This window comes from Natronolimnobius sp. AArcel1 (assembly GCF_011043775.1).
Lineage (GTDB): Archaea > Halobacteriota > Halobacteria > Halobacteriales > Natrialbaceae > Natronolimnobius.
In genome coordinates, this window is record NZ_JAAKXY010000006.1 from 311,694 (window position 1) to 330,609 (window position 18,916).

Here is an 18,916-nt window from a genome sequence, read left to right on the forward strand (position 1 = left end):
AGGATATCCTTGAACACTTGTTAGGAACACAACCTACTGAATAACGACAATCACAATCAAATACCGAAGAATTTCCAACTCACTCGAGACACTCCTGAAAGCAACGCACTGTCCTACTGTCGTAGTTTGCACTCGGCTACTGTGTTCTGCGCGACAGGCCTTCCGTAGATTTGGAAGATAATTCTACCACTGAAGTGTTGGTATAGAAAATTAAATTACAGACACAAAAGTCAAATGAACAACCAAAAATACTCGTTCTTCTCAAACAGATTTATTCCTCATAGGTGATATGCTGTGCATCATGACTCGAATGACCGCTGAACGGTTTTTCGGCGGGAACGACCATCGGATTGAAACTCTTCACTCGACGCTTCGATTTGTCTCGAGGCAAACCCCTACAGAACACGAGCTAACCAACTGGCTACTCGAGAATACGTCCGCTGGCTCGGAATCAACAATCTCGAAAAACATCTCCTTTCTCGAGTCGGTTGATCTGCTTGAGCACACGCCTGAGGGCTACGAGTCGACGAACAAGGGCGAGGCCTTCTGGAAACACGACGAACCGCTCGTGATGTATGAAGGGCTCGCAACGGTTGTCGACGGATTTCGGGAAATCGCTCGAGCGATTCCGAACGGCCATCGAACGGTCACGGAGATTCAAGAGCAGCTCCAAGAGGCCTATCCCGATCACGTGCTCCCAAAAGATGTCGTCACGCGCCATCTCGGATGGCTCGAGTCACTCGATCTGGTCACCAAACAAGACGAGAGCTATTTCATCCCAATCGAAAACGGCGAGTTCGAGGTCGGCAAGACCTACAGCCGGTGGTTCATTCACGACGTGCTCAAAGGCGGGCGATACAAGGGAATTGCGACGCCAAGCGACCACCCGCTCATTTTCATCTTCACGGGCGACGCCGGAAGCACCTACGGCTATCAGGACGAGTTTCTCGAGGACGACACCTTCCTCTACACTGGTGAGGGAACGGAAGGCGAGATGACGATGGACGGCGGGAACGAAGCAATTCGAACTCACAAAGCGAACGACGAGAACCTCCATCTCTTCGAGAATACCGACCAGCCCTGGATCAGTACCTATCTCGGCGAGTACGAGTACGTCGGCCACCGCAGAACGGAGTTACCCGACGAGAACGGCGACCTGCGAGACGCGTTTCGGTTCGAACTGGCTCCCATCGGCGGCACGGACGTCGAACTCGAGACCACACCGACTGCACTCTCGGACCACGAACTCTTCGAGAAGGCCAAGCAGAGTTCGCCAGGAGGGACACAACCAGACGAACCCGACGAGACACCGGCCAACTCGAGCACCAGCCGAACCTACCCCCGATCCGATATCGTCCGTGAATTCGCACTGCGAGTCGCGGACGGCGTCTGCCAGGGCTGTGAGGAGGCGGCCCCGTTCCAAAACTCGAGTGGCGAGCCCTTTCTCGAGGTGCACCACCTCACGCGCCGGAGTGACGGCGGCCCGGACGACCCAGAGAACGTGATCGCGCTGTGTCCGAACTGTCATCGACGGGTGCACGAAGGCCGTGACGGCGACGAATTCAACCGCCGACTGAAAGACAAAGCCACAGTCCGAAACGAGACGTTTCGATAAGTGTCGTTCTCGAGTCACACCGTCGTCCCAGAGTCGGACGACCCTCGAGAATCACTGTTGGAAAGCCAATTCCCACAACTGTTCTCGAGGGCAGACGTCGCGGACAGAAAGCACCCTCACTCGAGGCGCAGATTCGTCATGTCCAGCCGGTCCTCGAGCACGCCGGTCTGGAAGTCAGAATCAGCGACGAGCAGGCGATCCCCGGTCGAGCGTGCCGTTGCTGCGATCATGAGATCACGGGCTGCCATCCGTTCACCGTCGGCAAGCAGTTCGTCTTGGAGTCGCGCGGCCTCGAGTGCAAGTTGTTCATTGAACTCGAGCGCGCGGACGCCGCCGAAACGCTGTCGCTCCGCTTGGACGTTCGTTTCACCACGCCCAAGTGTCCCTGCGAGGACCTCGTAGACGCAAATCGAAGAGGTAAGATACGGTGTGCCTCGAGATTCGACAGCAGCGACGGTCTCATCAACACCCTCGAGCATGTCGATAATAACTGACGAATCGAGAAACGTCATCGCTCGAAACTATCTCGTGATCGACTGATAGCGTCACGAGCTCGGTCAGCGGTGTCGGAATCCCACGACCCGATTGCAATCGGTTCTTCGTCGTCCGCTAATCGCTCGAGCAACTCGTCGAAACTCTCGTCGTCCTGCTTGAGACGATTGAGTTTGGCTTTCGTCTCTTCGGAGACACGAATTGACGTGCTCATATGTATGCAGAGTGTATGCAGAATCTAAGTCTTTTCGACGAACTCCACCTTTGGTATTTAAACAGACGCGACGGTCTAATACCGCTACTCGTCAGCCAGTTTGTCGTAGATATCACGGTGGCGATCCATGTCTCGTTTGACGATGAACCGGACCATGTGCTCGCGAATCTCATCGGCTGTCATATCCTCAGGTCTGGTTGAATGGCTTGTCACGGGTTACGCCTCTCTTTTCGAATAGTCGTTCGGATCGATCACAGATACGTCTCACGTTCCCATGTCTGGGCCACCTGAACAGGCTGCTCTTTCACGTTCCCGTTCTTATCGACCAATCCAAGCGCCATTCTCGAGTGGCACTCAAACGCCCTCGAGAACCTCCGTCGATGCGAACTGTTTTGCTATCGCGATGACGAGGACACAGCGGGATGGATACGGGACTCCCGAAGTCAGCAATCAGTCGTCCGCTCCAGCAATTGGACGGCCACGAGTTCGAGCACTTCGTCGCGGACCTCTGGTCTCGTCGCGGGTGGGACACCGAGGTGACGTCCCAGTCGAGTGACAAGGGCATCGATGTCGTCGCCAGGAAAACGTTCCCGTATCCGAAGAAGCTCCTCATCCAGGCGAAGCGATACGCCGAGACGAACGCCGTTTCCGGGCCTGAACTACAGACGTACGCCTCGCTGAAACAACGCGAGAACGTCGACGAAGTCGTCGTCGTCACGACGAGCGGGTTTACGAACCAGGCCGAAACCATCGCCGACGATTTCAACATCAAACTGGTCGACGGCGAGACCCTCGAGCGACTGGTCAGAGAGATGGGTGCCGAGGATCTGGTCGCAGCCTACGCAGACGGGATCGACATCTCGAGTCACTCATATACCGAATCCATTAGCGCGTTCGACTCGAGCGAGCCGACGACCGTCGTTGCCGAGTGCGACCTTTTCAGAGCGACGCTCGTCGGCTACGAGTGGGTAACGTCGTCGGACCCCGACGTGATCGAGCCGACCGAATTCGACGGGCCGTGCTTCGCGTTCGAACTCACGAATCTCGTCGAGTACGATCTCGTCCTCCATCCGTGGGAGGATTTCACCGTCTACGACGACACCGGGCAGTCGTACACTCAGTCACTCGGCTTCTCGAGGAACAGCTACTTTCCGGGCGACTGGCAGGTCGCACAACCGCGAATTCCCGCTTCGGGGACGGCACAGTTCGCCTTCTACGTCGACGGCGTCGACAGCGCCGTCTCCAGAGTCCGATTCCGGAACACCACGCATCTCCTTCTCGAGGAGTACGACCGGGAGGCAGACGGGCTCTCGAGGGCGGATTTACTCCGGAAGGTAGAGTGGATGCTGTACCTCTCCGAAGCGCAAAAAGACGCGCTGCCGGGGCTTCCGCCGGAGTTGGCAGCTGCGGTCAAGTGAGACGGACTGTTGTCCCTTGGTAGCGCTGATCACCGACCCTGTTCGGTGTTTGTAGGAAGTGACTATACTCGGCGAGATTGCACACTCGCGTTCTGCGCCTTTGAGGGCAAATCAGTGCTGAAACACCCTTCAGTCACACCTGTCCACGGTCGGTTGACCGAGTGGCGCTGTGACTCCACAGCGTCGTTCCAAGATGGCGATGCCCACGCCGAACTGGCGTCGATGTTCTCGTCATACTGACTGTCAGTGGGTACTATATGGTCCGAGCCAGTGTTGGTGCAAACAATATGGACTCGAGTGCGCCTCGAGACGACGACCAAATACAGTCTGGCGACGGCGTAGAACTCCCTGGCACCGAGTTCGCGATTCCGGACGACGTCACGCCAGTTTCGGAACGTACGCCACAGGCCGACCCTCCGCACGTCCTCGAAATCGGCGACGGTAAGCGAGTCGAATCCGCAACCGCGTGGCGCGAACAGCGCCGACCACGACTGAAAGCGCTTCTCCGACAGTATGTCTACGGCTACGCGCCGCCGGCTCCAAGGCGGCGCTTCGACGTCGACGAAGTACACGAGTCCGTGTTCGCCGGAGCCGCGACGCTGAAACGGATCGCGATCCGATTTCCGGACCTTCCCGAGGAGGCACCCGCAATTCGCCTCGCACTGTTCGTTCCCACGACGACCGAGACGCCGAGTCCTGTCATGTTCGGGCTCAATATGGCCGGGAATCACACGGTCGCAGATATCCCCGCTCTTTCGGTCCCGGCTTGGGCCCGAGAGCGCGAAACTGCGGCCGAACATCTCCTCGAGCGAGGGGAGCGGGCGGACTACTGGCAGGTCCGGGAGACAATTGATCGCGGGTACGCGTTCGCGACGGCGTGCACCTGGGACATTCATCCGGATACCCCTGAGATGGGACTCACGAAGTACTGCTGGCAGCACCACGGGGATGTCCCAGGGGCGCTCCGGGGTGGGGCACTCGCGGCGTGGGCGTGGGGAATCAGCCGCTGCGTCGAGTACCTCCTCGAGGACCCCGACATCCGAGACGACGCCATCGCCGCGTTTGGCCACTCTCGAGCGGGCAAAGCGACTCTGCTGGCGGGTGCACTCGATGAGCGGATCGCCCTGGTGGTCCCGCACCAATCCGGGACGGCGGGCGTTGCACTGAGTCGCCACGAAGCGACGGCCTCGAGCGGAGAGACGGTCGAACAGATCGTGACTGCGTTCCCTCACTGGTTCAACGGGTACTATCCGATGTTCGCCACGGACGTGGGTCGGTTCCCGATCGATCAGCACCACCTCGTCGCCCTCGTTGCTCCTCGAGCGATTCTGGCCACGGAAAGTACGCCCGAGGCAGATGCCTGGACGAATCCAGACGCCGCACGGCTGTCGATTCAACTCGCGAGCGACGCGTGGGAACTGCTCGAGGACCGATCACTGAGCGATGGCGAACTCTCTCAAGAGGGTGGCTCGATCCCGGACGACGCCCCGCCAATTTTGCACTACCGGCGTGACGTCGAGCACACAATGACGCCGGACTACTGGGAGGCGGTGTACGACTTCGCGGACCAACATCTCGAGCACGGATCGCGGTAAATCGACGTCCTCGAGGACAGGCTACCGGTCACGAACCTGCGGGACGATTGACCGACACTATGAATTCGATTTTGGGGGAGAGAGGCCGGCTCGAGAGGACAGAATCCGTGATGAGCAAACAAGTTGTAGAAATTACAATATTTTCTTACAGTGTCTCGAATCTCTGTCGTATGGTTTCGTTCGTCTTCCAGTTAGTCGCGCTCGTAATCGTAGTCTTCGGGCTTGCACAGGCCGCGTTCCCTCGGCAGATGAGTCAGTGGGAAGCGCGTGGCCCTGCTGGCGAGACGCAGATTCAGCCCGGGCCGATGCGCCTCGTCATGATGCGTGTAATGGGACTCGTCGTCGCTGTCGTTGCGCTGCTCGTGGTATTTGGTAGCCCCTCGCTTCTGTTCTGACTGGCAACGGCGGTGGTACGTGCTCGTCTCGGTTGTGCTGTCGTCTTCGCTCGCCGACTCGGACGACGCGCATTCACATTGCGAGACGATTATTCGCCGGTGTTGTCGTTCTCGCCATCATCGTCATCGGTATCTTCGTCCGTCGGATCATCTTCTGGGCCGTCACCCTCTGGCTGGGCAGGCTCTTCTTCGGGTTCGGTCCCAGTTTCGTCGGGGTCGCCAGCATCTTCTTCACCGGGTCCCTCGTCAGCGCAACCGGCAAGCGCAGCTGTGAGACCGACTGCGAGGACGCCGCCATCCCGCAGCGTTCGTCGTCGAGTCTGTCCTCGAGCGCGACGAGCAGTTCAGTCTGTCATCAGTGTCTCGTATCCATGGACCGTATAACACGCCCGTGCTTGCAAATAAAGGAGTGACACGACCAGTGACCAGTCACTGCGTCGCCCAGTACCATTATCATGTAGTATGTTAACTACGTACATATGGTTGGTCGACTTGTTGCACTGTTCGTCTTCGTCCTGCTTGTGGCCTTTCTCATCGCAGGCCCGACGTTCGCCGAAACAACGGCTGCAGGTGTCTGTGAGTTCGTTCTGACGCTCGAGTGTTGAGACGCCGATAGCATCCGGACTGGGTTTCGGCTCTCGAGCGGTCGACAAGTTGTGGTGGCCGACAGCGGACGTGTTGGCCTGCTATAACAGCAACGACACGATCGCGAGGACGACGAAAATCAACACGAGCCACTTCGCAATTGCCATTGTGAACCCGGCGACGCCTGTCGCGCCCAGTGCTCCTGCGATGATTGCGATCACGAAGAACAGTATTGCAAGTTCTAACATATGCGTAGTATTGGGCGGACAGTGGATAGGGATTTGGCCTGAATACGCCGCCGAGAGCCACCGTGTTCCGAGGTTTCGAGAGACCCGAAACTGTATTCTCCTCGAGACAATCCGGATGAGAAATAGTTCTCCCGAGATAGGTCTGCGACCAGTGGAGAACCACTGCTCCGAAGTCACGAAGTGCCCAGAAAACCTCCCTTCTCCACTCACCCGCTCATATCGCAGTCGGTCTCGAGTCGCTACTCGTTGAGATGCGATCGGTAGCCTTTGGGTTCGAAGCCGCGACGACAGATGACTCGTTTTCTGCCGACCGTAATAGCGCTGATCTGGTCGTCGTCTTCCATCTGGTCGATAACGGTTGTGAGTCTCTCATCCGTCCAGCCAGTCTCTTCGCGGACAGTTGTTTCGTCTACGCGGCCACCGCGTTTGACGAGCAGTCGAAGGATTTTGTCGTCGTCCTGAAGGTCGCGTTCGTCGACGCCGTACTCGATTTCTTCGGCATAACTCAGCGTCTGGTCGTCGCTTGATTCATCGCTCAGTTCGTCGTCCGTCGTCGTGGACTCAGCTGTCGCCTCTCCGGTCGAATCGGTTGACCAGAGTGAGGCGAGGCGAGCCCGAAGTGCACTCAGTACCATGGTTGGGTTGCTAGCGAGTAGATCAATCCCTGTCCGTCGTTACGATACTCTTCTGTCTCATCGGTTATATGTGTGCTGCTGGCGAGTCGGTAGCAAGGACCGTCACCAAATCGTGACTGGCGCCATCCCAAAGGACACCCACCTTGCACGCCGCAAGTTTGGTGCAGTCGTCGTCGGTCAGAGGTCACAAATCGGACGCGACTACTTAGAGGCATTGGCGGGCACTGCGGACGATTTCGTCGACATCGTACTCGTCATCACCCTTCTCGAAGATGACAGTATCGTCAACCCGAACGACAAATACCCCATTGTCTCCCGGGACCAGCGCGACCGCCTCGAGGTCGGCTTCGAAGGCCGTCAACAGCGCATGTTGGACGTCCTCTGCTCGTGACAAGAACCCACACGGGGCGCAGTATTCAATCTCGACCGTTGCCATACGTGAGTGTTCAGCGTCGAGATACAAAGCACTCCGGGTTGGTTGCAACGCGAGCGGACACTGCGGGGATGGTCACAGATCGACTATACGTCGGTCTGGGAGATGGATGCGTCGGAATATCGCTCGATGAGTTGCTCGAGTGAGTCGTGCGTGTTCGTTGTGTGGGGGGCGGTCAGTGGGGTGATGCTGATTCGGCCTTCGGCGATGGCTCGCCGGTCGGTGCCGTCGGGGTCTGGAATCGTATCGGGATCCATCGACTCCCAGACGCGGTCGTGAAGGTGAATCTGTCCGCCGTTGCGTTCGGCATCCATCTCGTAACGCTGTGAGGGGCGAGTGAGTTCGACTGGTGCTGGCTCGCCATCTGCAACGGGGACGTTGACGTTGAGATACGCTGCATGATCGAAGACACCGGAGTCGAGACCATGGTTGGCAAGGTACGCGGTGATGCGGGTTGCTTCGGCGTACTCCGCAGCAGTGAGGTCGACGGCCTCGAGCGAGTCGCCGTCGATGGGGACGTACATTGAGGTTGCAATCGCGGGCACGTCGAAGAAGGCGGCTTCGACGGCGGCGCTGATGGTTCCCGAGCGCCCGAGGACATACTCGCCCAGATTTGCGCCCTTGTTACAGCCGGCGACGACGAGATCAGGATCCGGGCCGAGTTCGGCCAGTCCGGCGACGACACAGTCAGCGGGCGTGCCGTGGACGGCGTAGCCAAGGTCGTGCTCGGAGACATCGACTTCGTGCGAGATCGAGCGCCCGCAGGCGCTTTGATCGGTCGCTGGGGCGACGACGGTGACGTTCGCATCGACCGAGAGCGCGTCATGAAGCGCGCGAATCCCGGTGCTATCGATGCCGTCGTCGTTCGTCAGGAGAATCTCGAGTGGCTCGCTCATAGCGGGTGGGTTGGAGGCCGGCGCGAAAAGCCCACCGTTTCGTGCTGTCTCACGAACACCAGTCACCCGACGCTCACATCACGTGGTCGACAATGGTCTCTTCGTCGACGATCAGATTGTACGCCTGTTCGTCGTCGTTCCACAGCACCAGTATCTGCTCGAACGAGAGGATGGCACCGTATTCGGCCTCGAGCAGCGGGCGGTTGAGCGAGGTTTCGTTCGTGAGGACGGCGTAGTGGCCGATTGATTCGCTGCCGTCGCTGATTTTGAAGACGGGATTCGACCGTGACTGGCCATACTCGTCGTCGTTGGCGCTAAGGGAGTGACTGAGTTTGGCTGCGGCGAGGTCGATTCGGTTCGTGACGTGGCGGTCCATCTCGGCCATTTTCGCCCAGTCACTGGTCTCGAGTGCAACGTCGATTCGTCGGGTGCCATCCAGGCGCAGGAGCGACGCAGAGTACTGGACGTCGACGTTGATGAACTCGCCGGGGGCGTGTTCGTCGTCGTGCTCGGGCGTCGCGTCGTCGAGGTTGCGCTGGAACGGCGGCACCTCGAGGTCGGGGCGGACGTCGAACGACCAGCCCCGGTCCGAGGGGCGTTCACCCGGCCAAAGGCGCACGGCGGGGCTGTAGACCGTGACGGTCCCCTGCCGGCGCTGTCGTCGGGTAGCGGCCGCGGTTTCGTTTGCGTCGCCGTCGTCGCCTCCATCGCCGTCTGTGCCGTTGTGCCCGTCATCAAACACCGACTGTGCGAGCACGCGCTCGTCCTCGAGCGTGCGCTCGAGATCACGCAGTTGGACGCTCGTGTTCTTGTCGGCTGGCGCAATTGCGAGCAGCGTTCCATCAGGAGCGAGCAACTCGAGGGTCTCACGGAGAACGGCTTCAGGGTCTGAAAGCTCGCTCAGGACGTTACAGGCCAGAATCAGATCGAAGCCGTCGTCGGCTGCGGTCGGATCGAACGTCGCGGCTGCGTCCGCCGTTTCGTCTCGCGTGACGGTTGCCGGATCGAACGCCTCGATAGTCGTCTCATGCACCGTTGTATGGACGTTCCGACCCGTTTCAGAGAGAAGTGCCTCGAGCACGTCGGCGGCGGCGCTCGGTTCGATCGCGTGATAGTCGAGTAAGGCATCTTCGGGGACGTAATCTGCGAGTCCGAGGGCAGGACCGCCGACGCCAGCCCCAATGTCGAGGACGCGCATCGTCTGGTCGAGCAGGCCACGATCGGCGAGGTCCTCGAGTGCGTACTGGATCGCAGCGTAGTACGCCGGTAGGTGATAAATCGCATAGCCAGCGGCGACGTCATCGTCGTACTCGACAGGCCGGCGCTCGAGATAGCTTGCTTTGAAGCGCCGGATGGTCGACCGCAGGAGGTCGCCCGTTGCGTCTTCGTGCCAGTTGACGCCGTACTGGTCGACGAGGAACTCCTCGAGGGCGTCCGCATAGGCCGACGGGAACGCGGTGACTGGCCGCCGATTCGGCCGAATCGCCTCGTCGGGGACGGGTTCGAAGGTGCCATCCTCGCGCTCGACTAATCGGAGGTCGACCGCATCCTCTCGTAGGTGTTGTCGAACAACTGCGGGATGTGGATTCCCTTCGACGTACTCACAGATTTCGTCGGGATCAATTGGTCGGACATTGCGTAGATACTTCGCGTTCGATCGGATCGCCTCTCGCTGGTCGCTCATAATGAATCTCCGTCAGCTGTCTGCCACGTCTGTGTTGCCTCGCGATACAGCGCCTCGAGTTCCGCGCTGTCTGCGTCGGCGACTCGTGTGGCCGCGTCGGCTACCGCATCGGCTCCCGCGAACGTCTCCTGAATATCGGCGTAGACGCGTGGTGTCCCACCGGTCATCTGCGTGGCGAGCGTCGCGAGTTGGTCGTAGATCGGTGTCTCGAATCCTTCTGGAACTGGCTTGGCTGCAATCGCGAACGACAGTACTGCTGCGTGCGTTGCTGCCTGCACCGTCTCCATGGCTTCGTCGTGTTCCGTTGCCGTCGTCTCGAGCAGCGAGTTCCCACGATCATCGAGACTCTCGAGGAGTGCCTCGGTCACCGGCCCCGACTCATCGCGGACGACGGCGATCGAGCCCGGTGCGCGTTCGGGCGCAAACAATGGATGCAGGCTCACACGCTCACAGTCCGGTGCGTGTTCGGCCATCGCCTCGAGTGCAGGAGCCATCACGCCAGAGACGTCAATGATGGCCTCGCTGGCGCGGTCGGCGTGGGCGGCGATCGCATCGGTGACGTGGATCATCGGAACGGCCAGACAGACGAGGTCATAGCGATCCTCGATCGCAGTTGCCTCCCCATCGTCACTCGAGGCCAGTGAGACGGCCGTTGCGTCGGGAACCGTCTCGGCGGCTGCAGCGGCAGCGTCGGCGTCGACGTCGGCGAACGTCACCGGGGCGTCGAGGGCGCGCCCGATCCACGTCCCCATTGCCCCCGCGCCGACGATCAGTACGTCCATCGGCCTGTGATAGCCCCCGCCGTCGCAAAAGCCGTTCGATCGATCACGTTACCTGACGGTCGCTGCAGCCGCCAGTATCGATTCCTCGCCATCGTATGCTGGCTGCTACCGCCCACCAAGGACTAAACCGTCGGTTCCCGTAGCGTGTGTATGGGAGCGACCGACCGCCCACGGTTTGCATCCGATGCAAGCCAACAAATCTACGAGTACGTCGAACGCCACGGCACCGTCGACCGCGATAAACTCCTCGAGTTCGTCGCCCTGCCCGCCGAGACGTTTCGAACCCACCTCGAGGAGTTGCAAGCTGATGGTTATCTCGAAGAAGACGATGGTACGCTGCGAATCGCCGTCGAATTCGGGGCTGTCGAGGAGTGCGAAATCGACGAGTTTTCAGTTACGATTTGTCCGGCCCATCACGACGACTTCGACAGCCTCATCGAAACGATTCGAGACGTTACTGCCGCAGAGACGTACGTCGTCGCCGAATCCATCGCGGAGGAACTCCTCTACGAGAACGCGATCACGCGCCACAACGCCGTTCGCTCGCGCGTCTTCTTCGTCGCAACCGTCGAAGGCGAAGTCATCGGCTGGACCCACCTCGAGTTGCCCCAGGTCGACCGACTACACGGCACTGCCCAACAGACCGTTGGCGTTCGTCAGTCCTACCAGGGTCACGGCATCGGCGAGACACTCCTCGAGCGTGGCATCGAGTGGGCCGAAGCCAACGGATTCCGGAAGGTGTACAACAGCGTGCCAGTCACCAACGACCACGCGCTCGCGTTTCTGACGGATCGTGGCTGGGATACCGAAGCGATCCGTCGCGATCACTACGTCGTCGGTGACGAACTGGTCGACGAGGTGATGATGGCGCGCGAACTGTAATCCAACACAACGCGACACGGGGTCGTGTTGGGTCAGCACTCTTGGTCGGTCGGTTCGAAGCCACTGCTATGACACAGATCGCCATCGTCGGCGCTGGTGGTGCCGGTGCCGCCGCCGCGTACGCCCTCGAGCAGCGAGATAGAGACGTTTCGATCACCGTCCTCGAGAAATCTGGCGGCGTCTGCGGCCGAGCAGCGACACGACGGCGTGATGAACTCACCTACGACTACGGCGCGAACTACGTCAAAGACGCCGACGAACGCGTCACGGAACTTCTGACAAAAACGCTCGAGACCGAGGGACTGGTCGACATCAGCGAGCCGATCTGGACGTTCGACGGCGACGGGTCGATTTCCGAGGGGCGCGACGCCGACGAGCACAAGTGGACCTATCGTGAGGGACTGACCCAGATCGCAAAGCGATTGTTTGCACGGACAGAGGCCAATGTTCACCGCCGGACACGAGTCAAGCGAGTCAGCTGCGATGACTCCGCTGGCTCGGACGGTGACTCACCCGAGTGGCGACTCGAGGATGACGACGGCAAGACGTGGGGACCGTTCGACCGGCTGTTGTTGACTCCGCCAGCGCCACAGACGGCCGAGTTGCTCCGGGCGGCCGAGTGGGGCGACCGCGACCTCCTCCGCGAGCGCCTCGCTGGTGCGATCGATGACGTCCCCTACCGATCGATCTGGACCGGTATCTTCCACTATCCGTTCGAACTCGAGGTACCCTACTACGCGCTGGTGAACACCGACAAAAACCACGAAATCGGCTGGCTCGCCCGGGAAGAGTGCAAACCGGGCCACGTTCCCGACGGCGAATCAGTGCTCGTCGTCCAGGCGAACCACGAGTGGTCGCTCGAGCATTTCGATGATCCTCCTGCAGAAACGCTCGCGGAACTGGCGGCGCTCACTGCAGACCTGCTCGAGGACGATCGGTTAGCGGACCCCGATTGGACTGATCATCAGGGCTGGCGCTACGCACAACCCGACGATGGCGTCGACCTAGAACCGCTTCGACGGGCCGAACGCGAGGGGCTCTATTGCCTCGGCGACTGGGTCGTCGGTGAGGGCCGCCTCCACGCTGCGCTTCGATCCGGCCTCGAGTGTGGTGACCGGATTTCGCTCGAGTAATACGTTGGTATTGGACGCAATCTCTGGACAGTCGGTACTGGCCTCAAGACTAGGAATTTCTCGGAACTATCGTTCGAATACCAACGTGTATTGGCTCGCTGCTTATTACCCCTGCTACACTTTTCCAGATAATTACTCCTTATAGTCCTCATGAGCCAACCCCTCCACACCTCCAAACCGGACGTTCTCAACCTCGAGAGTCCACTCGATGCCCTGCAGCAAAGTCCCGAATTCAACGGCCCGATCGAGTCGCCCGATGGCGAATTCTGCAACGATCACTTCGCACTGATCTACGAGAGTCGCGATGAGCAGTTCGCCGCCGCAGTGCCGTTTATTCGACAGGGACTCGAGCGCGGCGAACACTGTCTGTACGTCCTCAGCGAGACATCTGAATCGGCGGTCCGAGACGCGCTTCAAGCGGATGGGATCGACGTCGACGCTGCCGTCGACTCCGGTGCGCTTGCGTTCGCGACTATTAGAGAGACCTATCTCGAGAACGGGTCGTTCGACGCCGACGAGATGATGGCCCAGTACGCCGAGCGCATCGAGGCAGCCACTGCGGAGTTCGAGGCGTTCCGACTGGCCGCCGAGATGGACTGGATCCTCGAGGCTGACGTCTCGACGGCGGAGTGTATGGCCTACGAGAGCAAGGTCAACGCCCTCTTCGACGATAAAGACGCCATTGCGGTCTGTCAGTACAACCGCGAGACGTTCCCGCCAGAGGTTCTCTGTGACGTCATCCGGGTCCATCCCCATCTCATCTATGACAGCACTGTCTGTCACAACTTCTACTACACGCCGCCGGAAGAGTTCTGCGAGGGTGGGCGCTCCTCGAAATACGAACTCGAGCGGATGCTCGGGACGTTGCTCGACCGGAGCAAAGCCAGAAGTGCGTTGCAAGAGCGCGAACAGTTCCTGCAGCGACAGAACCGAATTACCGCAGATCCGGATCGGGCTTTCGAGGACAAACTGCAGGCGCTGTTCGAACTCGGGTGTGAGCGCTTCGACCTCGAGATCGGTGCGATGGCCCGCGTCGATGTCGAACGCGATTGGCTCAAACTCGAGCACGTCAGCACCGACGAGCACGAACACTTCCAGACCGGTATTGAACTCCCACTGTCGGAGACGTACTGTACCGCTGCCACCGATATCCAGTCGGTCGGGAGCATTACGAGCCCGGAATTGGATGGGTACGATGAGATTACTGCCTATCAGGAGTTCGGCATCCGGACATATCTCGGCACCTACATCGACGTCGATGGCGGCACTGACCGAACGTTTTTCTTTCTCGATTCCAACTCCCGCACCGAGCCGTTTTCTGCCGACGAACGCGCCTTCCTCCAGTCAATGAGTCAGTGGGTAAAGTACGAACTCGAGCAACACCAGCGCGAGCGCGAACTCGAGCGGACGGTCGACCGCCTCGAGACCTCGAACGAACGACTCGAGCAGTTCGCCTACGCTGCTAGCCACGATCTGCAAGAGCCGCTCCGGATGATCTCGAGTTACTTGCAACTGATCGAGCGGCGCGCCGATCTCACCGCAGAAAACGAGGAGTTCCTCGAGTTCGCCGTCGACGGCGCTGATCGGATGCGTGAGATGATCAACGGCTTGCTTACGTACTCCCGAATCGAAACCCGGGGAAAGCCGTTCGAATCGGTTGCACTCGCAGACGTGTTTGCGGATGCCTGCGAGAACGTGCAGTTCCAACTCGAGGACAGCAATGCGGACCTATCAGTCGACTCACTCCCGCGCATTTCGGGCGATCGCAGCCAACTACGCCAACTGTTTCAGAACCTGCTAGCGAACGCAGTGAAGTATGCAGGCGAGGAGCCCCCAGACATCGAGGTGACGGCGTACAAAGACGACACAGAGTGGGTGATTTCGGTTCGCGACGAGGGTATCGGTATCGCTCCCGACGAACAGACCCAGATCTTCGAGGTTTTTGATCGACTCCACAGTCGGGCCGAGTACGACGGTGCGGGAATCGGACTCGCACTCTGTGAGCGTATCGTCGAGCGCCACGGCGGCCGGATCTGGGTCGATTCAGACGTCGGCGAGGGCTCGACGTTCTCGTTTACACTGCCGGCGGCAACGGACTGCACCCAGTAACCGCCGCGCTGGGCAGTTAGCCACGGATGTTACTCAGTGACGGGCTCGAGCCCGATCCGATAGTCGGTCAGATTCTCGTAGCCGTCGTCAGTGACCACGACGAGGTCCTCGATTCGGACCCCGCCAACAGCAGGATCGTAGATACCTGGTTCAATTGAGATGACGTGGCCCGCCTCGAGTTCGCCGCCGACGGGCGAGACGCTTGGCTGTTCGTGGATATCGAGACCGACGCCGTGGCCGGTGCTATGAATAAAGCCGGTGTCGGTGTTCGGATCGCTTCGCAGCGTCTCGTAGCCCGCCTCCTCGATCACATCACAGACGACGCCATGCACGTCTGCCCCGGTGACACCGGCTTCGACGGCCTCGAGTCCGGCCGCATAGGCCTCGTGAGTCACGTCATAGCGGCGTCTCGCTTCCTCACCCGGGTCGCCGCGGGCGAACGTGCGGGTCATGTCGCCGAAGTAGCCAGTTTCCTTGTCTCGCGGGAAAATGTCGATCACAATGAGTTCGTCTGCACGGAGTGGGCCGCTACCGCGGTCGTGCGGGTCTGCGCCGTCCGCGCCGCAGGCGACGATCGTTTCATCCAGTCCGCAGCCATGGTCTAGGAGTGTGCGCTCGATTTCGTGGGTGACACGCTCGCTGGTTAAGGCTTCGTCGTCGTGGATGAGCGTCCCATCGCCGGCTATCTCTGCAGTCGCGATCAGTTCCTCGGCAGCGGCCATCGCTGCTTGATTTGCGCGCTGTGTGACCCGAATCTGGTCGACCTCCCACTCGGTTTTCGTCGCCCGAATTTCCTCGACAACGCCGTCGGTCTCAACGGTCACCTCGAGCCCCTGCGCTCGGAGACCATCAGCGGTTCCGGTTGGAAAACTCCGAGGGACGGCAAGCGAGTCGACATCGTGGTCCGCACAGAACGCGGCGATTGTCGACACAGTTCCCTCGTAGGTGCCCTGTTCGGCGACGCGCTCCTGGTAGTCGTATTCCGAGCGCCGGGACACTGTGTCCGCGCCAGCCTCCGAGTTCGCGCGGCCGTACTCGAGGCCCGAGACGAGCAGGTGTACCCCCTCGTCGGTGACGAGCGTCTGGTAGGCATCCGGTGCGCTAAACCCGGAAACGTACCGCTGGTCGGAATCTGAGGCGTCGTCATCGATCAGATAGCCGTCAACCTCGAGCGACTCGAGTGTTACTCGAAGTGCTGAGAGATCGGGATCGACGTTCATGATGCGCTCTGGGGTCGGCCGACACTATAGTATTGGTATCACTGGAGTCCCTTGCCGGCACGGACACAGCAGCTGCCGATTTCAGCGATACTCTTCCCACATGAAAGACGTGACTGGTGTTGGAAACGACAACGCACCGCCGCCGCAGTCACGATCGCCCGACTCGAGAGGGCTGTTGCTGAGCGATACACAACTCCCGCATACTTATCAATTTTCGAGTCACTCTTTCGAGTATGCGCCGTCGACGGCTGTTGACTGCGGGGACAATCTTAGGGCTCGCCGGCTGTGTGTCGGTCCCACGAGCCGAGACACCTTCGAGCGAGCAACTACTGGACGACGCACTCGAGACGCGTCGCACCCTCTCGACACTCGAAATGCGTCGGCGAATGCAGATGGAAACACCGACCGACACGACCGAACGCCTCGATACGCTCATCCAGCGACCACCGGGTGAACAGCGACTCGAGGTAAGAGAGTCCGAAAACGAGAAGACGGTCGCAGGCGAGGTCTCGGTTCGCAGTCGCGCCGTCACCTGGGAATACAATCCGGAGACCGACGTGGTGAGCAAGCGACACCACCCAGATCGCGTCGTCCTCGATCGCACACGCCAGGTGCTCGAGACGCTCCAATCGGAGTACGAACTCTCGTATGCTGGCTCCGACACTGTTGATGGACGCGATGCACACAAAATCCACGCTCAGCCGATCGATGACGCTGCCGAGAGCCAATCGATCGACTTACTCATCGGTGAAACAGTGTATCGAATCCCATTTGATGGCATCGCAAGCGACGAACTGGCTGATGCCACCGTCGAACGGTCGATCTGGATCGACGACGAGTACCGGTATCCGACTCGAGAGCGCGATACCGTCCGCGGTGAGGACGGCATTCTCCATCGCGTCACAGTCACCTCCGAAAACCTCACACTCGACACAGACCTCGAAGAGGACGCGTTTACCTACGATCCGCCGGCAGATGCAACCGTGGTCACGGTTGGCACGGAACCCGAGGGGATCTTCGACAGCCGGTTGGAAGCAGCGGCTGTCGTCCCCTACGATCTCCCTGACCCATCCGTTCCCGATCCGTTCGCCCTCGACCGAGTAACTGTTGTCGAGCACCCGGATGGCTACCGGACGACACTCTGGTACACTGACCCTGATGTTGCCGACCAAGAGCTGTTTATTGCCATTCGCGAAACACAGCGTTTCGACCCGAATAGCCTCGAGGAAACGACCCTCGAGTTCGACGGCCAGCCGGTCTATCGTCGCGATGGGCAGATTGAGAGTCTCTTTTGGTCGTGCGATGGCCTCTCATTCGAACTCTCGAGTCCAACTGCTGATCTCGAGTTAGAGACGATTGCATCGTCGGTCGGCTGCTCGTGACAGCATACATTCTATGTCGGTATTATGTCTTATCTAGAAACAAACTATTGTGGCGAGAATCAACTAACCTGCCCCACAGAGCATTGCTGTGGATCACATAGCCAATTTAGTAATATTCCACCAGAATATCCCATCATATATCTATATACGGCCCACATATGATCATCAACCATCAAAATAGCATAAAAACCAGATATTTGTACGAGATAACCGCCTTTACCTGTATTTTGTGTTGGAAACGCCACTTGGAGGTTGACCTTCTATATTGATATTGAAAGTGGTATTTTGGGCCAACTATTGACTACCGTATACTATAGTAACAACTGAAACTGTTTACACACCAATCGCACAGTTGTCGTGCGATTGGGTGTGCACTGACTTTCAGTGGCTACTATAGCTGTTGTTCAGTCTCTGAACAACTCGAGTTCGATTTCGTTTGTCGTACTGACGACCAGTCCCGCGAGATCTTCCTCGAGTTTTTTGCCGCTCATCTGGTCGATGCTGCCGGAGACGCTAATCGACCCGACGGGGCCGTCCGTGGTCGTAATTGGGGCGGCAACACACTGGACAGACGGGAGGTGCTCGCCGCGTTCGAACGCGAGTCCACGATCCTGAATCGAGCGCAGTTCCCGTCGGAGGGCATCCCTCGAGTCGATGGTCTTGTCGGTCAGCTTCGGCAGGCCGTTGGTCTCGATAATCTCCGTGATTTCGTCCCACTCCATCTGAGAGAGAATTGCCTTGCCGCCCGCCGTTGCGTGGAGATGGACGCGGTCGCCGACGACAGGGAGATAGCTGTTCATGTTCGACGCACCGCCGGTTGCGCGGTAGGCGTAGACGCCATAGCCGTGTTCGACAAGCATGAGATTCGTGACGGCACCAGCCGTGCTGCTGAGGCTGTCAACAGCAGGTTTCGCCGCCTGAACGACCTCTCGTTGGCTCCGGACTTCATTCCCAATCCCGAGAAAGCGCAGACTGAGTGAGTAACTGGTGCCGTCCTTTCGCACGTAGCCGAGTGATTGCAGCGTATCCAAGTGCTTGTGAACGGAACTGTTCGAAACCCCCGTTTGCTCGGACAGATCGGTAATTCCCGCCTCCCCGAACTCGTTCAGCGCCTCGATGATCCGAACCGTCGTTGCGACGGAGCCCACGGGATAGTCCGACTCTGGCATACCACACTGTTGGTGCCAGCCGGGATATA

General features: G+C 59.3%; 19 protein-coding genes. 9 read left to right on the forward strand and 10 right to left on the reverse strand.

The genetic code is table 11. The features are described 5' to 3' along the window. Window positions 1–301 precede the first annotated feature (301 nt). Window positions 302–1,615, forward strand: a complete 1,314-nt coding sequence (locus G6M89_RS19220) for an HNH endonuclease signature motif containing protein (protein ID WP_165163513.1) — start codon at window positions 302–304, stop codon at window positions 1,613–1,615. Between the two features lie 116 nt (window positions 1,616–1,731). Here G6M89_RS19220 and G6M89_RS19225 read toward each other — a convergent pair whose 3' ends face one another. Beyond that, complete coding sequence (locus G6M89_RS19225; RefSeq protein WP_165163514.1) at window positions 1,732–2,127, reverse strand: PIN domain-containing protein; 396 nt, start codon at window positions 2,125–2,127, stop codon at window positions 1,732–1,734. Next, entirely contained in the window at window positions 2,124–2,321 is a 198-nt protein-coding gene (locus G6M89_RS19230) for an antitoxin VapB family protein (protein WP_165163515.1), read from the reverse strand. Before G6M89_RS19230 ends, G6M89_RS19225 begins: the two co-directional genes overlap by 4 nt. 422 nt (window positions 2,322–2,743) lie before the next feature. On the opposite strand from G6M89_RS19230, the gene G6M89_RS19235 reads away from it, so the two are divergent. From G6M89_RS19235 to G6M89_RS22635, 4 genes are all read left to right on the forward strand, one after another. Beyond that, window positions 2,744–3,739, forward strand: a complete 996-nt coding sequence (locus G6M89_RS19235; RefSeq protein WP_165163516.1) for a restriction endonuclease — start codon at window positions 2,744–2,746, stop codon at window positions 3,737–3,739. A gap of 257 nt (window positions 3,740–3,996) precedes the next feature. Continuing rightward, the gene (locus tag G6M89_RS19240; protein WP_165163517.1) at window positions 3,997–5,334 is read left to right on the forward strand and encodes an acetylxylan esterase; all 1,338 of its coding nucleotides are present in this window, start codon (window positions 3,997–3,999) and stop codon (window positions 5,332–5,334) included. 170 nt (window positions 5,335–5,504) lie between these two features. Then, window positions 5,505–5,729, forward strand: coding sequence for a hypothetical protein (locus G6M89_RS19245; protein WP_165163518.1), 225 nt, complete (start codon window positions 5,505–5,507; stop codon window positions 5,727–5,729). 479 nt (window positions 5,730–6,208) lie between these two features. Next, a complete protein-coding gene (locus G6M89_RS22635; protein ID WP_255488557.1) occupies window positions 6,209–6,334 on the forward strand; it encodes a hypothetical protein in 126 nt (41 codons plus the stop codon). Between the two features lie 81 nt (window positions 6,335–6,415). Here G6M89_RS22635 and G6M89_RS19250 read toward each other — a convergent pair whose 3' ends face one another. The 6 genes from G6M89_RS19250 to G6M89_RS19275 form a co-directional block, all read right to left on the reverse strand. Continuing rightward, on the reverse strand, window positions 6,416–6,562 hold the full coding sequence (locus tag G6M89_RS19250) for a DUF1328 domain-containing protein (RefSeq protein WP_087714117.1): 147 nt from the start codon (window positions 6,560–6,562) through the stop codon (window positions 6,416–6,418). Window positions 6,563–6,801: 239 nt separating this feature from the next. Next, a complete protein-coding gene (locus G6M89_RS19255) occupies window positions 6,802–7,197 on the reverse strand; it encodes a hypothetical protein (RefSeq protein WP_165163519.1) in 396 nt (131 codons plus the stop codon). A gap of 205 nt (window positions 7,198–7,402) precedes the next feature. Then, window positions 7,403–7,633, reverse strand: a complete 231-nt coding sequence (locus G6M89_RS19260) for a SelT/SelW/SelH family protein (RefSeq protein WP_165163520.1) — start codon at window positions 7,631–7,633, stop codon at window positions 7,403–7,405. Window positions 7,634–7,716: 83 nt separating this feature from the next. Further along, window positions 7,717–8,526, reverse strand: coding sequence for a 5'/3'-nucleotidase SurE (gene surE / locus G6M89_RS19265; RefSeq protein ID WP_165163521.1), 810 nt, complete (start codon window positions 8,524–8,526; stop codon window positions 7,717–7,719). 73 nt (window positions 8,527–8,599) lie between these two features. Beyond that, a complete protein-coding gene (locus tag G6M89_RS19270; RefSeq protein WP_165163522.1) occupies window positions 8,600–10,210 on the reverse strand; it encodes a small ribosomal subunit Rsm22 family protein in 1,611 nt (536 codons plus the stop codon). Next, on the reverse strand, window positions 10,207–10,992 hold the full coding sequence (locus G6M89_RS19275) for a prephenate dehydrogenase/arogenate dehydrogenase family protein (protein WP_165163523.1): 786 nt from the start codon (window positions 10,990–10,992) through the stop codon (window positions 10,207–10,209). Before G6M89_RS19275 ends, G6M89_RS19270 begins: the two co-directional genes overlap by 4 nt. A gap of 150 nt (window positions 10,993–11,142) precedes the next feature. On the opposite strand from G6M89_RS19275, the gene G6M89_RS19280 reads away from it, so the two are divergent. The 3 genes from G6M89_RS19280 to G6M89_RS19290 all read left to right on the forward strand — a co-directional run bounded on the left by G6M89_RS19280 (window position 11,143) and on the right by G6M89_RS19290 (window position 15,116). Next, the gene (locus G6M89_RS19280) at window positions 11,143–11,874 is read left to right on the forward strand and encodes a GNAT family N-acetyltransferase (RefSeq protein ID WP_165163524.1); all 732 of its coding nucleotides are present in this window, start codon (window positions 11,143–11,145) and stop codon (window positions 11,872–11,874) included. 68 nt (window positions 11,875–11,942) lie between these two features. After that, window positions 11,943–13,007 carry an NAD(P)/FAD-dependent oxidoreductase gene (locus G6M89_RS19285; RefSeq protein WP_165163525.1) on the forward strand — a complete coding sequence of 355 codons (1,065 nt, stop codon included), beginning with the start codon at window positions 11,943–11,945 and terminating at the stop codon, window positions 13,005–13,007. Window positions 13,008–13,157: 150 nt separating this feature from the next. Beyond that, complete coding sequence (locus tag G6M89_RS19290; protein WP_165163526.1) at window positions 13,158–15,116, forward strand: MEDS domain-containing protein; 1,959 nt, start codon at window positions 13,158–13,160, stop codon at window positions 15,114–15,116. A gap of 29 nt (window positions 15,117–15,145) precedes the next feature. On the opposite strand, the gene G6M89_RS19295 is transcribed toward G6M89_RS19290, so the two are convergent. Further along, the gene (locus G6M89_RS19295; RefSeq protein ID WP_165163527.1) at window positions 15,146–16,336 is read right to left on the reverse strand and encodes a Xaa-Pro peptidase family protein; all 1,191 of its coding nucleotides are present in this window, start codon (window positions 16,334–16,336) and stop codon (window positions 15,146–15,148) included. 233 nt (window positions 16,337–16,569) lie between these two features. Between G6M89_RS19295 and G6M89_RS19300 the strand changes: the two genes are divergently transcribed. Continuing rightward, the gene (locus G6M89_RS19300; protein WP_165163528.1) at window positions 16,570–17,718 is read left to right on the forward strand and encodes a DUF2092 domain-containing protein; all 1,149 of its coding nucleotides are present in this window, start codon (window positions 16,570–16,572) and stop codon (window positions 17,716–17,718) included. Between the two features lie 404 nt (window positions 17,719–18,122). Here the strand turns inward: G6M89_RS19300 and G6M89_RS19305 are convergent, their stop codons facing one another. Continuing rightward, entirely contained in the window at window positions 18,123–18,887 is a 765-nt protein-coding gene (locus G6M89_RS19305) for an IclR family transcriptional regulator (protein ID WP_165163529.1), read from the reverse strand. Window positions 18,888–18,916: the final 29 nt, after the last annotated feature.

Coding starts and splice junctions, on each gene's coding strand:
- G6M89_RS19220 (WP_165163513.1), top strand. CDS start 302: ATGACTCGAATGACCGCTGAACGGTTTTTCGGCGGGAACGACCATCGG.
- G6M89_RS19225 (WP_165163514.1), bottom strand. CDS start 2,127: ATGACGTTTCTCGATTCGTCAGTTATTATCGACATGCTCGAGGGTGTT.
- G6M89_RS19230 (WP_165163515.1), bottom strand. CDS start 2,321: ATGAGCACGTCAATTCGTGTCTCCGAAGAGACGAAAGCCAAACTCAAT.
- G6M89_RS19235 (WP_165163516.1), top strand. CDS start 2,744: ATGGATACGGGACTCCCGAAGTCAGCAATCAGTCGTCCGCTCCAGCAA.
- G6M89_RS19240 (WP_165163517.1), top strand. CDS start 3,997: ATGGTCCGAGCCAGTGTTGGTGCAAACAATATGGACTCGAGTGCGCCT.
- G6M89_RS19245 (WP_165163518.1), top strand. CDS start 5,505: ATGGTTTCGTTCGTCTTCCAGTTAGTCGCGCTCGTAATCGTAGTCTTC.
- G6M89_RS22635 (WP_255488557.1), top strand. CDS start 6,209: ATGGTTGGTCGACTTGTTGCACTGTTCGTCTTCGTCCTGCTTGTGGCC.
- G6M89_RS19250 (WP_087714117.1), bottom strand. CDS start 6,562: ATGTTAGAACTTGCAATACTGTTCTTCGTGATCGCAATCATCGCAGGA.
- G6M89_RS19255 (WP_165163519.1), bottom strand. CDS start 7,197: ATGGTACTGAGTGCACTTCGGGCTCGCCTCGCCTCACTCTGGTCAACC.
- G6M89_RS19260 (WP_165163520.1), bottom strand. CDS start 7,633: ATGGCAACGGTCGAGATTGAATACTGCGCCCCGTGTGGGTTCTTGTCA.
- surE (WP_165163521.1), bottom strand. CDS start 8,526: ATGAGCGAGCCACTCGAGATTCTCCTGACGAACGACGACGGCATCGAT.
- G6M89_RS19270 (WP_165163522.1), bottom strand. CDS start 10,210: ATGAGCGACCAGCGAGAGGCGATCCGATCGAACGCGAAGTATCTACGC.
- G6M89_RS19275 (WP_165163523.1), bottom strand. CDS start 10,992: ATGGACGTACTGATCGTCGGCGCGGGGGCAATGGGGACGTGGATCGGG.
- G6M89_RS19280 (WP_165163524.1), top strand. CDS start 11,143: ATGGGAGCGACCGACCGCCCACGGTTTGCATCCGATGCAAGCCAACAA.
- G6M89_RS19285 (WP_165163525.1), top strand. CDS start 11,943: ATGACACAGATCGCCATCGTCGGCGCTGGTGGTGCCGGTGCCGCCGCC.
- G6M89_RS19290 (WP_165163526.1), top strand. CDS start 13,158: ATGAGCCAACCCCTCCACACCTCCAAACCGGACGTTCTCAACCTCGAG.
- G6M89_RS19295 (WP_165163527.1), bottom strand. CDS start 16,336: ATGAACGTCGATCCCGATCTCTCAGCACTTCGAGTAACACTCGAGTCG.
- G6M89_RS19300 (WP_165163528.1), top strand. CDS start 16,570: ATGCGCCGTCGACGGCTGTTGACTGCGGGGACAATCTTAGGGCTCGCC.
- G6M89_RS19305 (WP_165163529.1), bottom strand. CDS start 18,887: ATGCCAGAGTCGGACTATCCCGTGGGCTCCGTCGCAACGACGGTTCGG.